Source organism: Halococcus morrhuae DSM 1307, assembly GCF_000336695.1.
GTDB classification, from domain to species: domain Archaea; phylum Halobacteriota; class Halobacteria; order Halobacteriales; family Halococcaceae; genus Halococcus; species Halococcus morrhuae.
This window is the reverse complement of sequence record NZ_AOMC01000125.1, coordinates 1-13,245: the sequence shown is the minus strand read 5'-3', so window position 1 is coordinate 13,245 and position 13,245 is coordinate 1. Positions and strand designations below refer to the sequence as shown.

The following is a 13,245-nucleotide window of genomic DNA, read 5'->3' as shown; positions in this document are numbered from 1 at the left end:
GTTCGGCGATCCACTCCTCGTCGTGGAGTCCGAGATGGTGTTCGCGCTCGCGATCGACGACGTGGCGGATCACGACGAGTGCGACCTTCGGGATGGCGCGCTGGCTGCCGAAAGCGGTGAGATCGAGATCGATCATCGTGCCGATGGCGCGGTCACGTTGCCACGGCGTCAGCCCGAGGCTGCCACAGAGTGCGTGGGTGAGGCGAAGCTTTTCGAGCCGGTGAGCACGTCGACTGTAGCCTTCCATCGCGGGGTGGCGCTCTTCGTGGAGGCGGCGGACGTTCTCACTGAGATCGCCGTCGGGCGACTCTGGACGTCCAATGCGTGTCGCGCTGGGCGTGACCAGCCCCCAGCGGCGGGTGGTTTCGTCGCGCTGGAGATCGGCACGCGAGACGGTACTATCGCCGGGACGGCGACTCAACCGACCGATCTCTTCCCGATCAGATTGGGACGTCGGCCGTGGAGCGGTTCCACCGTTGGGCATGGTTCGGACGGTAGTAGCTGCTGCGAGTTGAAAGATGCGTCCGTGTCGAACGATCGTCGACCCAGAACACGACGGGTCTCTCTCGTATCTTCACCTTATCGCCAGAACCACTTAAAGAACGACGCGGATGGCCCGCATGATTACCATCCGTCGCATCGATGCTGCGATGGAATCGACTGTCCCGTTCGGACTGTGGCCGCTGTGCTCGACGATTGTAGTTATATTTATTACGCTGATAGGGGATCAAACGATACACTCAGCGATGGCCGCTTCCCAGCTCTCGACGACGAACGATCACGATCACACTGACCACGCATAACTGACATAAACATGAAGAACAAAGGCCATTTCCGATTCCGGATCGTGGAAAACACGCCTCGACTCGTGGTAGCGGACCCATACTACACACTCATAGCGATCGGCCAGACGACGGTGGGAATTCTGGCTGGATTCGTGGGTGTGATCGCCCTTCTCGTCGGAGATGGGGTGAACACGGTGGCGCTCGGTATGGCTGTCATCTGTCTGTTGCTCTATATCGCTCTGGAACTGACCGTGGTTCGTGCAGAATCGCTCCGCGGGCGACTCTCACTCCCCGGTGCGGACGTCTCCGAAACGATCTGCCGGCTGCATCACCATTCCTTCCAGCCGGAGGGGACGACGATCGAGGACCGGTTTGGACTGTCCTCTCGCACACACCCACCGCGAATGGTCTGGCGATGCAGACGATGTGGCGAGGAGCGATGGCTCGAACCGGGTGTCTCGCCCGACTGACGGGCAGCGAGAACCGTGTCGGTATCACCTGGACGCTTGTGTCCGTCCCGACCCAATCTTCATACCGAATGCGTTGCTGATACTACCATATGGATGATCGGACGTGTGTGGTGACCGGTTCGTCACGGGGGATCGGCCGCGGCATCGCCGAATGCTTCGGCAAGCAGGGCGCGAACGTGGTGGTCAACTACCGCCGGTCGGAATCGGCCGCCAACGAGGTCGTCGATCGGATCGAATCGACCGCCGGTCGCGCGATCGCGGTCCAGGCGGACGTCACCGATCGGGAGGAAGTGACGGCGATGCAGGAGGCGACTCAGGAGGCGTTCGGCAGGGCGGACGTGGTGGTCAACAACGCAGGGATCAACCAGGACGTCCTCTTTTCGGAGATGAGCCACGAGCAGTGGGATACCGTCCTCGACATCCATCTCGATGGAGCCTTTCACAGTACGCAGGCGTTCTACGACGACATCGCAGCAGCCGACGAGGGCCGCCTGATCAACATTTCGAGCATCGTCGGCAAGGGCGGCAACATGGGGCAGGCCAACTACGCGACGGCGAAAAGCGGGATCTTCGGGTTCACGAAGACGCTGGCGTTGGAGCTGGCGAACGAGGGCTCGACGGCCAACTGCGTCGCACCTGGCTTCATCGCCACCAGCATGCTCGATAGCGTCCCCGACCGGTTGCAAGAGGACATCACGGAGGACACGCCGCTCGGACGGCTCGGTACGGTCGAGGAAGTCGCCGAGGTCGTTGGCTTCCTCGCGAGCGAAAAGTCGTCGTTCATCACCGGCGAGGTGATCGACGTCAACGGCGGCAAGGACCTGTGAGTGGCGAGCGAACGGCGATCACTCTCGTCGCTCCCGCGCAGTCGGTCGGGACCGTTTCTCCCGACCGTCGGCAGGCGCGTCCATTCTCTCGACATCGATCACCAGAACACCGTCACCATCGACGACGTCGTCGATCCGCCCCACGATGGTAAGGTGCGACTGTGGCGTTGGACCGACGGTGACGGTATCGCCGTCCCGAACGTCCCGTACTGGCCCCTGAACACGGACCTCGGCGAGACAGCGCTCCGGATGGCGGACGCTGAACAGATCGATCTCCTCGACGTTCACGTGTTCGATCTGTTCGCCGTTCCGGCTGAGAGGGACGGCCGCGACGTCGTCCATCGTCTGCCGATCGAGCACTCCGTACGCGTCCCCGGTCGGCTTGTAGCCTCCCTTGGGGCCCGAAATCCCCCTGACGAGCTGCAGCGCTTTGAGGTTCCGCAGTTGACTGCGAACCGTGGTGGAATCTCGCTCGGCTCTCCCGACCACGGTCCCCACTTTGACCGCGGTGTCGCGTTCACGGTAGCAGTCGATCAGTAGCCGGAGCGTTGCCATCTGGCCGTCCGTCAGCTCGACTGCTGTCGTATCGTTTGCTATCGAGGACATCTATCAGTTGGAGACCGCTTCGGAACCGGGGACGGATCGGTTCGCCGCCGATGACTCTCGTTTCACGCGCCGATGTATACTGTCGGACGGAACCGTCGAGAATCCATAACACGAACGTCCACTCGCTGTAGTGTGCTTCCGAACGCCGATCTTCACGCACTTCGATCCGACGAGAACGGCCGTTCGGGAGCAACATTGACTCCCGAATGGTCGACCGCCCACAGAACCATGTTCCCACAGCTATCATTCGGGCGTATCATGGCCACCGACGGGCCCGACTCCAGAGACCGATATCTGACGAAACGGAACTTTGCGCGATTTTACAAGTGGCTCACGATCCTTGGCGTTGCGGCTGCTGTAGCGACTGTTGTCGCCGGGGAGATCATCTTGAACGCGATTACGGGAACGATAATCGGATGCTGGCTCCTCGCGAGCCTGTTCGTGTTCGCCCACTTCGGCATCAAAAACAGCACGCATGGGATCTAGGGACGTGTTTTATCCTACTCATCACATGCCGTGAGCATTCACAATCTCGATTCTCCTTCCACCCCTCGTTCACCGCTCGTGATCGCGACGACCACTCGGTAGGGGGGGGGGGAAGAGGACTATCCCGGTTTCAGTCGTCGTCCTCGGCGAGAATCCGATCGGGGATCGTTCCGCCGGGAGTTTCGTCGGGGGTCGACGTCTCCCGCAGGACGAACCGCTTGCGGATCACGTCGTAGGCGAAGACGATCGTCCCGAGGATCAACAGCGTGTCGCCGGGGAAGCGCGCCCAGAACAGCAGTTGGACGAGATCGCCGTTGTAGAAGGCCAGCGAGCGCGCGGCGTCGTAGCCCTGCGTGAACGCCGTTTCGAGCTGGAGGAAGCCGATCGGCAACAGCGAGATGAGCACCATGATGGCGAGGCCGGTGTTCCAGAGCCAGAACGCCCACCGGAGCCGGCGCTCGTTCCACCGGTCGGGATCGACGGTGAGCCGGAGCATATACACCGCCATCCCGAGCGCGAGGAAGCCAAAGGCCCCGAACATCGCCGCGTGGGCATGGGCCACCGTCATGTAGGTGCCGTGCTCGTAGTAGTTGATCATCGGGAGATTGATGAAGAATCCCAGCACGCCAGCGCCGAGGAAGTTCCACGCGCCAGAGGCGATGATGAACATGAAGGGCAATCGGTAGGCGAACGATTCGTCGCTCGTCGCGAGTGCGCGATACTGCCCGAGTGCCTCGAAGAGGATGAGGATCAGTGGGATGAGTTCGAGCGTCGAGAAGATCGAGCCGAACGGGATCCAGACGTCGGGCAGGCCGACCCACCAGTAGTGGTGTGAGGCACCGATGACGCCCGAGCCCATCACGAACAGCGCCTGGAGCATGACGGCCTTCTCCGCCGAGCGCTTCTCCAGGAGCCCCATCGAGACGAGCGTGATGCCGATGACGGCGACGATGAAGAACTCGAAGGAGCCCTCGACCCACATGTGGACGACCCACCAGCGCCAGAACTCCGTCATCACCATGTTCGTCTGTGGCGTGTAGAGCACGCCGGCGACGAACAGCAGGCCGATCGAACCGCCGGCGTAGATGATCATGTGGGCGAGCCCGTAGCGCGATTCGCGGTCGAGCATGGGCTTGAACCCGCGATAGAGCAGGATCGTCCAGAGGACGAACCCGAGGAGCAAGCCGAACTGCCAGAGCCGCCCGACCTCGACGTACTCCAGCCCTTCGTTGCCGAGGATCCACCAGAGCGGGTTGTCGGTGCCGATAACGCCCTTGAAGCCGAGCCAGACGCCCACGAACCCGCCGACGACCACGACGACGAGCGCGCCCAGCAGCACGTTGACGAGCGTGCGCTGGTGATCGGGTTCGTGGCCGGTGAGCAGGCCGGGCAGGAAGAGGCCGGCACCGATCCAGAGCGTGGCGACCCAGAGGATGGCGAGGTCGAGGTGATACGTTTTCGAGATGGCGAAGGGGAGCCACTGGAGGATGTCGATCCCGAGGAGTTCGCCGAGCCCGAAGAAGCCGTCGCGTTCGACGTAGTAGTGCGCGAGCAGCGCGCCGAAGAGCACCTGCACCACGAACAGCAACGCGGCGATGGGGATATATCGCGTCGCGGCGCGCTGGCTCGGCAGGAGATCGACCTCGCGCGGGTCGGGGATATCGATGCCGGCGATCTCGGGTTCGGCGAGTTCGATCGAGTGGTAGAGCCAGACGCCGATGCCCGCGCCCGCGATGAGCAGCACCATCGCGACGGCGCTCCAGACGACCGTCGGGCCGGCGGGCACGTTGCCTGCGACGGGGTTGTACGGCCAGTTGTTCGTGTAGGAGTAGTCCGCACCGGGCCGGTCGGTGTGGGAGACCCACGCGGTCCAGAGCGCGAAGTCGGCGAACCGCCGTGCATCCTCCGGGTTTTCGATCATCCCGGCCGGCACGCCGCGCTCGCGCGCACCGTTCGCGTAGCGGTCGACGTACTCCTCGCGGATCTGCCGGTGGGCGAACAGTTCGGCGGCGGAGTATTCGACCGGGCCGCCGTCGTAGTCCGTGTCGAGTTCGTTCGTCACTCGGCTGTCGATGGCCGCCTGTCGGGCGTCAGGCAGGGAGCGGTAGGACTGGCCGCGGCGCTCGTTCGCGTAGTATTCCTGCATATACTGGGTCTTGAGATCGAGCGCATCGGCGGTGAAATCCTCGCCGAAATAGGCTCCGTTGCCGAGGATCGACCCGTGGTTCATCAGGCCGTTCGACTGAAACGTGGCCTTGCCGGCCTGGATCCGTTCGTCGGTGGCGATCGTTTGGCCGTCCGGGCCGACCACCTCCTGTGGGATTGGCGGGGCGTTCTGATACGAGTAGAGCGCGCCAGCGCCCATGACGACGAGGTTGGCCACGAACACCACGACGAGGATCTTCGCGAGCGTCTTTCGGGTGACGTCCATGCTACGTCGGTGCTTCGACGGCCACTTCAATATGAGCCGGGACGATTCTCATTCGCCGATATCTCCCGAACACGTTCGCCAGCAGCAAGCTCGTGGGATCCGCCACCGATCCGAAACGGCAGAATCGTCGTCCAATACGCTTCGTTCCCCACCCTCCCCCATCTTCTCCTCTCCCCTCATCCGCGCGCTCACACTCAGTCGACGTAGAGCGAATACAGGATGATCGCGAACCCGCCCGCGGTGAACGCGCTCTCGACGAGGAGCGCGTGGCTCTGGTCGACCGGGACGATCTGGTCGACGATGCCGGCCACGAACGCGCCGAGCGTGATCACGGCGAAGCCGATCGTGAGTGCGCGAAGGGCAGGTGATTCGGTTCGCCGGTAGGCCTTGTACGCGAAATACGTTATCAGCCCGCCGAGCGAGAGACTCAACACCTTGAGAACGGTCACTGCGGTCGCGACGAGTGCGCTCATTTCTTTCGTACCTCCGCCCAGAGCTCCGAGAGCTGCTTCTCCGGCGTCTGTTCGGGCTGCTCGATCGTCAGTTCCAGCGATCGATCCTCTTCGAGATCGATATGTATCGCCTCGAAATCGAGTGCGTACCGTGCCGTGTGTCGACCGCTGGCTCTGACCTCGGTTTGCTCCTCGATCAACGAGGCGTCGGCGAGCCGTTCGAGCTTCCGGTAGGTCGTCGAGAGCGGCACGTCACAGTCCTTCGAGAGCTCCTTGGCGGTCATCGGCTCCTCCATCCGCTTGATGATGGTGCGGCATTCGGGGTCGTCGAGGGCATCGAAGACGACCTGTAGCTGTGGATGGTCGGCGGCGAACGGATCACGCCCCATCTTTGTCCCCCATCTGGATATCGTCTCGTGTTCGATCGGTCGATCGGTCACGGGCGGTTTGAACGTGCTCATTCGTCGTGGGTAGCGGTGCTCTCACGCCGACGGCTGCTCGCCACCGTCGGTGGACGCGTGGCCATCCCATCTCATGGTCGCTCCGCCGGCGTCGAATCGGGGAGGTTCTCGACGAACTGTTTGATGATTTTCTCCTCGGCCCGATGGAGCGTTTCGCTGCACGTCGATTTCGCCAAATCCGATTCCGCAGCGAGATCGGTCAGCGAGCAGCGTCGCGGCGTATCGTAGTAGCCCTCTTCGATGGCCGCGCGGACGAGTTCGAGCTGCGTGTCGGTGAGGAGCTGTGTCGGCTCGATGTGGCGGTGGATCTCGTTGACGGTGAACGGGATCCCGAACTGTTCGAACTGCGTGCCGAGCTCCGAGAGCCGTCGCTGCGGTGCGGTGACCTCCCAGATGGCTTCCCCCTCCTCGATGGTGAACGGCATCTCCAGCGGGACGCCCGAGTCCTGGATCGGGAACAGCAACAGCGGCGTCGTCGTCTCGAACTGGATCAGTGCCTCATCGCTCTGCTGACGGAGGATATCGAGTTCGACGACGGATTCGCTCGCCGCGATGTCGTCCAGGATCGAGGGGAGGTTCTCGCTCGTGATCTCGGCGAGGCCGACGCCGGCGTCGTCGCCGGCGAGCGCCGCGAGGATGCGAACGGTCGCTGCCGGGTGTGTGCGCGATATCTCCCCGATCCAGATGTGTTCGGGGATCGTGAGCGTGAGATTGGCTCGTGGCATCGTCGACAGTGGAACGTCTTCGGCCCGGACCCCAATCAGTGTTCCCGAATATGTTCGACCACGGGACGACGTGCGTGGGAACGAACATCATCGGCGGAACGGCTATTCCTATCGGTAGTTGAGAACGTCCATGCCAACCGGACCGACGGCGGACGGCACGCGCGAGCTCGATGTCCGAACGATCGACGGCGAACCGTTTGGCGAGATCATGGCGGCGCTCGACGAACTCGACGGCGGCGAGACGCTCGTGCTCGTCAACAGCTTCGAGCCAGAACCGCTCTACGCCGTTCTCGCACGGCAGGGCTACGCCCACGAGACCGAACGTGCCGGCGACGAGTGGCGCGTGTCGATCACGAAGGCCTGACCGAACACCTTCGGGAAAACGGTTTGGGGTCCCCGAGAAATACGAGTACGTGCATGTCGGACACACTCGATCTCCGTGATATCCCGGCCCCGAAACGCCATCCGAAAGTCCACGACGCGTTCGGCAATCTGGAGAGCGGCGAGGCGCTGACGCTGGTCAACGACCACGATCCGAAGCCGCTATTTTACGAGATGCAGGCCGAAATCGCCGACTTCGACGCCGAGAGATACGAAGTCGAGGAGCGTGGCGAGAACGAGTTCGTCGCGACGCTGCCGAAGAAGTAGACACTCCGGCGCAGCCCGTTTTCAGCATCTGCGCGTCGGAGCAATCACGACCGATTCAGGGGTCCGCCATCCAGATGACGGTGACGACGCCGGGATCCGCCTCGATCGTCTCGTACTCGTAGCCACGGTCGGTGAGTCTCGGGTACAGATGCTGTGGAGCACGGTCGTTCACCTGCACCAACACGGTTTCGTCGTCCATTGCGACGAGTCGTTCGAGGGTGTTCTGGAGCGGCTGTGGCGGCGGGAGATCACGGGCGTCCATCGTCTCCCTCGCTCGGTCCGGCGGCGCTTCGGTATCGGTCACGTACTCGTCCACGGCGGGCATGAGTGAATCGACGGACCGGATACCCTCGAACAGTTCCCCGAAGATGTTCACGCAATCGTCGTCAGGCCTGATCGCCTCGAAGATCGCGTTCTCCGCTGCCGATACGCCGAACACGTTCGGGAGGTTGCTTTCCCGTTCCGGAGCCCAAGACAGGATATGGCGAGCGTGTCCCACAACGATGCCGAACCGATCACCGACCGTCTGCACGACAACTCCTGGTCGGCGAACCTCGAAAAACCGCGCCACGCCGACGACAGGGAGCTGGTCGTCGAGCAGGCGCTCGACGCGATCGAACACACGGTCCCGGGCAACCACGTCAACCTCGTCACGCACGGCGACCACGGCCATCCGCAGGAATATCTCTTCGACGCGCTCGCCGACGAATACGGCGACGAGATCGAATGGAGCTACGTCGAACAGTGTGGCTGTGGCGGCCACGTCACCCGCGTCCACGTCTGATCGATGGCGACCGACCCATGGGCGATCGACACCAGCCAGCGCCCGTTCGTCCTCATCTGGGAGGTCACGCAGGCGTGTGCCCTCGCCTGCAAACATTGTCGGGCGAACGCGCAGCCCCAGCGACATCCGGACGAACTCACGACGGCCGAGGGCAAGCAGTTGCTGGACGACATCCGTATTTTCGGCGACGGACAGCTCGTCGTGCTGTCCGGTGGCGATCCGCTGGCTCGCGACGACACCGTCGAGCTCGTCGACTACGGGACGGACAACGGGCTGCGGATGACGCTCACGCCGAGCGGGACGACGTCGCTCACCGCCGACCGAATCCAGGCGCTGGCCGACGCGGGCCTACGCCGGATGGCGCTGAGCATCGATGGCGGCTCGGCCGCGGCTCACGACGAGTTCCGTCAGGAACGGGGCAGTTTCGAGCAAACGCTGCGGGCAGCACGCGACGCCCGTGCTGCCGGCGTCCCGATACAGATCAACACCACCGTCTGCGCGGACACCGTCGCCGAACTACCGGCCATTCGGGATCGCGTTGCGGAGCTCGGTGCCGTGCTCTGGTCGGTGTTCTTCCTCGTCCCGGTCGGGCGGGGACGCGTTCTCGATCCGATCTCGCCCGACTGTGCGGAACGGGTCATGGAGTGGCTGTGTACCGTCGGCGACGACGCACCGTTTGGGATCAAGACGACCGAGGCACCCCACTACCGACGGGTCGCGATCGAACGCGGTCGCGCCGACCACGCGACCCGATCGCCGGCCCCGGACGGCATCGGCCGGCGAATGGGGATCACCGCCGGGAACGGGTTCGCGTTCGTCAGCCACACTGGCGAGCTGTACCCCTCGGGCTTCCTGCCGCAGGCGGCGGGGAACGTCAAACACGAGGACGTCGTCGACGTCTATCGCGAGTCGGCATCGTTCCGGCGTCTCCGCGATCCCGACGCACTCCGGGGGAAATGTGGCGCGTGCGAGTACCGGTACGTCTGCGGCGGGAGTCGTTCGCGAGCGTACGCGTACACGGGTGATCCACTGGCGAGCGATCCGCTCTGTGCGTACATACCCGACGAGTACGACGAAGCACCGCCCGACCAGCAGTTCACTGCCTGACGAGCGTGATCGATGACCCAGAGCACCGAAAACGGTGGTCGTGATCGTCCGAATCGCGTTTCGCAGCGATCGGCCGATCCGAATGTGTCACGAGAGCGCGCCATCGAGCGGCTGCACGCCCACGCGGACCGGATCGAGCAGCGGGAGCTCCGGACCGCCCTCACGAAACTGGACCAGCACGGAACCCTCACCGATGCCCAACGGGCCATCGTCGTCGACATGGCGGACGCGCTCGTCGACGAGTTGCTGGCTCCGCCGACACAGTCGCTTCGAAACGCGTCGTCGACGGATCGCTCCGATGTGCGGACGGCGCTGGAGCTGTTCGATCCGGACACGCTATCGAACGAGTGACGATACTGAGATGATCTCTGGCGTCGAATCCGCGTTTCTCGACGGTATCCTGATCGTCATACCGTCAGAGAGGCGGGGGGAATCACACTGTCGGCGCGATTTCGTCCTCCCTGAGATAACACTGGGGGTCGGGGGCGAACGGATCGTCGTGCACCGCAAGCGCCCGGAGTCGTGATGCTCCTCGACAGATATTCTGATATTGACAGTCAGCACACCGTCCTGACAGTCGCTGCTCTCGGCTGCGCAACGCTCTCAGGAGTGGGTTCGACTCGTCGTCCCAGAGAGCGCTGAACGGGCGATCGCGGACGTTGCCGAGGCTGTAGTTCTGCCAGAACTGTGTGAGATGGACGTTGCCCTGATAGTCGATGTCGGCGACACGTTCGCCGGTCGGATCGCCCCCGTTTCGGCGGAGATAATCGTCTATCCGTTCGGCTCTGGCCTCACTCAGATGCTCGCGCGCGTATTCGACGAGATAGGCGGCATCGGCGTAGTTGCCCACGAGCAACGTCTCGATCTCGTCGTCGTGGTCGTGATATCGTCGTGTAAGGTCACACAGCTGCTTCACGGCAGCCCGTTTCTCTTCCGGCGAAAGATCGGCGTCGACGATCCCCGCACCGCGACCACCGTAATCGAGATGGTAGAAACAGAACCGATCGACGCCCTCGTCGTGGAGGAGTGCAACGACAGCGGGGAGATCCGCTGCGTTCCGCTCGGTGATCGTGTATCGGAGCCCGGTCTTGAGGCCGGCGTCGAGACACGCCCTGATCCCACGAACGGCCGCATCGAACGCACCGTCCCGTCCCCGGAACGCGTCGTTCCGTTCGGGCAATCCGTCGACCGAGATGCCCGCATACTTCAGGCCCGCCTCGCGCAGCTCCCGTGCGATATCAGGGGTGACGAGCGTGCCGTTCGTCGAGAGCACGGGACGGATGCCGCTCGCGTCCGCGTACTCGATCAGTTCGGGCAGATCGTCACGGACGAGCGGTTCGCCACCGGAGAACAACACGACCGGGACGCCGTAGTCGGCGAGATCGTCGAGCACGCGCCTGCCCTCCTCGGTAGTGAGTTCGCCGTCGGCGGTTTCGGTGTCGGCGGCCGCGTAACAGTGTGAGCAGGAGAGATTGCACTGTTTGGTGAGGTTCCAGACGACGACCGGCCGTCGTTGTTTGTGGTCGGTGATCTGTGGTTTCGCGGATTCGCCGGCAGCGTCGTAGCGGAGGCCGTCACCCTCCGCGTCGAGACCACAGAGGAGTTTGCTGATCGAGATCATGCGCTATGGCCTCGCTCGTCGCGTTCTTTCGCGGGATCGATCGACACGGCCCGTTCGTCGATCGTTGTTCTGGAATATCGCCGCACGTCGGCCGCTGGACAGAGCCACAGATCGGTCGCGTACCGGCCGAACAGCGCCGTTGCCTGCGTCCGAGCAGCCTCGATCGTGGGCGCGGACACGCTCCCGACGTGCTGCAGTGGATCGGTCGTCTCACTCCGAACGAAAACTTCCCATTCACGATCGACCGCATCACGGGGCTGCTCACCGACGCGAGACCAGTTCGATTGCTCGGCCATGGTTCCACACGCGAGCCACGATGCAAACGTTCCTTTCCCGATGATGTTCGGCGATGATTGGCGATCACGGCCGCTCCGCCGGCGGGAGCCGAACCCGTTTCGCGATCGATTCTTCGATCGAGAGCCGCATCGTGATCTCCGTTGCCAGCCGATCGCTCACGTCGAAGCCGATGTTGTCGTAGACGGTTCTGGCTCGTTCGTTCTCCGCGGCGACGGTCAGTACGAGCGCGCCGTGATCCCTGTCGTCGGCGTGGGCGATGAGCTGTCGAATCAGTTCGGTGCCGATGCCCCGATTCTGGTGAGCGTGGTGGACGAACACGACGATATGTGGCTCCTCGTCGTCCAGCGGTGCGGCCGCGATATGGCCGATCACGTCGTCATCGGCGAGCGCGACGAGATTCCACCCGTTCGACGTGAGGTGGTCGAGCCAGTCCTCGATCCCGTTACGCGACTCCGGTGGCAGCCCGAGCGTTCTGCTGTCCGCATCGATCGCCCCGTACATCCGCACCAGTGCGTCCCGATGGCCCGGCTCGTACGGTCTGACCAGCAGTGCCGTCCCGTCGTTATCGACGAACCGTGGGCAGCGTGGCGGACAGTATTTCGTCCCCTCACAGCCGGAGTAGTCCCACCCATCGCAGGCGACGCCTACGGCCTCGGAGCGATCGGCCATACTGGTACTCGGTCACAACGACCGGAATACGCTGTTGCGAACATCTTCGCATCGGTCGTCGATTCCGTTTTCATCCCGTCGAAAATTCCGGTGGCCGCGAACGGGTTCGGGACAGCAGTTACCGTTTCTCGGGTTCGATACACGACCATGCCCGAGTTCCCATCGCCGTTTTCCAGGGCGGACGATACCCTCTTCGATCGCTATCACGAGTTCGTTCCGGAGAACCTTCCGGGACCTGGCCCGTTTCTCGACGGTCACGACGTTCTGACCGACGACCGCCACACGGCCTTCCACCGGCTCACGAAACGGCTGTTCGACGAGCGCGGCGTCTACGACATGACGTTCGGCTACAACCTCGCACGGCTCAATCTCGACGATCGCCATCCGGCTGCGGGCTACCGCTACGCCAAGGAGGCCGACGGTCCTTCGACGCTCCGTGCGGAGTTCACCCCGACGACACCGTTCTGCCCGCAGAGCCACACGCTCACCATCGGCTCGTTTCGCGCGTGGAACGGCCTGACCGACCGCCACGAGTACGATCGCGTGCGCGTTCGCGTCCATCCGATGCATCAGCGGAGCACGGCCATCAACGACCGTCTCGACGAACTCGACGCGCGCTATCGCGACACCGGGCGGATCGACGAAGCGGGCGGAAGCGCGACGGCCGGATCGAGACGTCAGCCGGGATCGGTCGGCGGGGCACAGCCACCGTTCTGAGATCGACGACGAGCGTTCGACCGTCCGGAAGCAACGTCGGTCTTCATGGACCCTGGACGGTGTCCGGTTCGATGTCGCCGCTGGCTATCGACTGCGATTCTTTGGAATCAATCGGTTTCCTGCGGGGCGAACACGAGTACCTGTCTCTTATACACATCT

The 13,245-nt window shown here is 63.3% G+C and carries 19 protein-coding genes; 9 read left to right on the top strand and 10 right to left on the bottom strand.

The genetic code is table 11. The annotated features are described in order from the left end of the window. Positions 1 to 484: hypothetical protein (locus C448_RS10400; RefSeq protein WP_049916254.1), on the bottom strand; the 484-nt coding region annotated here is incomplete at its 3' end. A 507-nt stretch (positions 485 to 991) separates the two neighbouring features. Here C448_RS10400 and C448_RS16480 point away from each other — a divergent pair. Both C448_RS16480 and C448_RS10385 read left to right on the top strand, forming a co-directional pair. After that, entirely contained in the window at positions 992 to 1,255 is a 264-nt protein-coding gene (locus C448_RS16480; RefSeq protein WP_193363130.1) for a hypothetical protein, read from the top strand. 89 nt (positions 1,256 to 1,344) lie between these two features. Then, positions 1,345 to 2,082 carry a beta-ketoacyl-ACP reductase gene (locus tag C448_RS10385; protein ID WP_004054563.1) on the top strand — a complete coding sequence of 246 codons (738 nt, stop codon included), beginning with the start codon at positions 1,345 to 1,347 and terminating at the stop codon, positions 2,080 to 2,082. Positions 2,083 to 2,100: 18 nt separating this feature from the next. Here the strand turns inward: C448_RS10385 and C448_RS10380 are convergent, their stop codons facing one another. Beyond that, entirely contained in the window at positions 2,101 to 2,688 is a 588-nt protein-coding gene (locus C448_RS10380) for a transcriptional regulator (RefSeq protein WP_004054562.1), read from the bottom strand. A gap of 258 nt (positions 2,689 to 2,946) precedes the next feature. Between C448_RS10380 and C448_RS10375 the strand changes: the two genes are divergently transcribed. Then, positions 2,947 to 3,174, top strand: a complete 228-nt coding sequence (locus C448_RS10375) for a hypothetical protein (RefSeq protein ID WP_049916253.1) — start codon at positions 2,947 to 2,949, stop codon at positions 3,172 to 3,174. Between the two features lie 130 nt (positions 3,175 to 3,304). Here C448_RS10375 and C448_RS10370 read toward each other — a convergent pair whose 3' ends face one another. The 4 genes from C448_RS10370 to C448_RS10355 all read right to left on the bottom strand — a co-directional run bounded on the left by C448_RS10370 (position 3,305) and on the right by C448_RS10355 (position 7,243). Then, positions 3,305 to 5,605, bottom strand: a complete 2,301-nt coding sequence (locus tag C448_RS10370) for a nitric-oxide reductase large subunit (protein WP_004054560.1) — start codon at positions 5,603 to 5,605, stop codon at positions 3,305 to 3,307. A gap of 194 nt (positions 5,606 to 5,799) precedes the next feature. After that, the gene (locus C448_RS10365; protein ID WP_004054559.1) at positions 5,800 to 6,078 is read right to left on the bottom strand and encodes a DUF7521 family protein; all 279 of its coding nucleotides are present in this window, start codon (positions 6,076 to 6,078) and stop codon (positions 5,800 to 5,802) included. Continuing rightward, positions 6,075 to 6,446 carry a winged helix-turn-helix domain-containing protein gene (locus C448_RS10360; protein WP_049916252.1) on the bottom strand — a complete coding sequence of 124 codons (372 nt, stop codon included), beginning with the start codon at positions 6,444 to 6,446 and terminating at the stop codon, positions 6,075 to 6,077. The genes C448_RS10365 and C448_RS10360 overlap by 4 nt, the downstream gene beginning before the upstream one ends. 143 nt (positions 6,447 to 6,589) lie before the next feature. Next, positions 6,590 to 7,243, bottom strand: coding sequence for a helix-turn-helix domain-containing protein (locus C448_RS10355; RefSeq protein ID WP_004054557.1), 654 nt, complete (start codon positions 7,241 to 7,243; stop codon positions 6,590 to 6,592). A gap of 130 nt (positions 7,244 to 7,373) precedes the next feature. On the opposite strand from C448_RS10355, the gene C448_RS10350 reads away from it, so the two are divergent. Both C448_RS10350 and C448_RS10345 read left to right on the top strand, forming a co-directional pair. After that, positions 7,374 to 7,607, top strand: coding sequence for a DUF2249 domain-containing protein (locus tag C448_RS10350; RefSeq protein WP_004054556.1), 234 nt, complete (start codon positions 7,374 to 7,376; stop codon positions 7,605 to 7,607). A gap of 53 nt (positions 7,608 to 7,660) precedes the next feature. Then, complete coding sequence (locus C448_RS10345) at positions 7,661 to 7,891, top strand: DUF2249 domain-containing protein (protein WP_004054555.1); 231 nt, start codon at positions 7,661 to 7,663, stop codon at positions 7,889 to 7,891. A 55-nt stretch (positions 7,892 to 7,946) separates the two neighbouring features. On the opposite strand, the gene C448_RS10340 is transcribed toward C448_RS10345, so the two are convergent. Beyond that, positions 7,947 to 8,330, bottom strand: coding sequence for a DUF2249 domain-containing protein (locus C448_RS10340; protein WP_004054554.1), 384 nt, complete (start codon positions 8,328 to 8,330; stop codon positions 7,947 to 7,949). Between the two features lie 42 nt (positions 8,331 to 8,372). On the opposite strand from C448_RS10340, the gene C448_RS10335 reads away from it, so the two are divergent. From C448_RS10335 to C448_RS10325, 3 genes are all read left to right on the top strand, one after another. Next, positions 8,373 to 8,675: a CGCGG family putative rSAM-modified RiPP protein gene (locus C448_RS10335; RefSeq protein WP_004054553.1), complete on the top strand. Its 303-nt coding sequence runs from the start codon at positions 8,373 to 8,375 to the stop codon at positions 8,673 to 8,675. A gap of 3 nt (positions 8,676 to 8,678) precedes the next feature. Continuing rightward, positions 8,679 to 9,782 carry a TIGR04053 family radical SAM/SPASM domain-containing protein gene (locus C448_RS10330; RefSeq protein ID WP_004054552.1) on the top strand — a complete coding sequence of 368 codons (1,104 nt, stop codon included), beginning with the start codon at positions 8,679 to 8,681 and terminating at the stop codon, positions 9,780 to 9,782. 84 nt (positions 9,783 to 9,866) lie between these two features. After that, positions 9,867 to 10,133 (top strand): glutamyl-tRNA reductase, encoded by a 267-nt coding sequence (locus C448_RS10325; protein WP_239640571.1) that lies wholly within the window; start codon positions 9,867 to 9,869, stop codon positions 10,131 to 10,133. Between the two features lie 82 nt (positions 10,134 to 10,215). On the opposite strand, the gene C448_RS10320 is transcribed toward C448_RS10325, so the two are convergent. The 3 genes from C448_RS10320 to C448_RS10310 all read right to left on the bottom strand — a co-directional run bounded on the left by C448_RS10320 (position 10,216) and on the right by C448_RS10310 (position 12,369). Further along, complete coding sequence (locus tag C448_RS10320; protein ID WP_004054550.1) at positions 10,216 to 11,403, bottom strand: TIGR04347 family pseudo-SAM/SPASM protein; 1,188 nt, start codon at positions 11,401 to 11,403, stop codon at positions 10,216 to 10,218. Next, complete coding sequence (locus C448_RS10315; RefSeq protein WP_004054549.1) at positions 11,400 to 11,699, bottom strand: Htur_1727 family rSAM-partnered candidate RiPP; 300 nt, start codon at positions 11,697 to 11,699, stop codon at positions 11,400 to 11,402. Before C448_RS10315 ends, C448_RS10320 begins: the two co-directional genes overlap by 4 nt. A 64-nt stretch (positions 11,700 to 11,763) precedes the next feature. After that, positions 11,764 to 12,369 (bottom strand): GNAT family N-acetyltransferase, encoded by a 606-nt coding sequence (locus C448_RS10310; protein ID WP_004054548.1) that lies wholly within the window; start codon positions 12,367 to 12,369, stop codon positions 11,764 to 11,766. Positions 12,370 to 12,516: 147 nt separating this feature from the next. Here C448_RS10310 and C448_RS10305 point away from each other — a divergent pair, with 147 nt between their 5' ends. Continuing rightward, positions 12,517 to 13,086, top strand: a complete 570-nt coding sequence (locus tag C448_RS10305; protein ID WP_004054547.1) for a hypothetical protein — start codon at positions 12,517 to 12,519, stop codon at positions 13,084 to 13,086. Positions 13,087 to 13,245 lie beyond the last annotated feature (159 nt).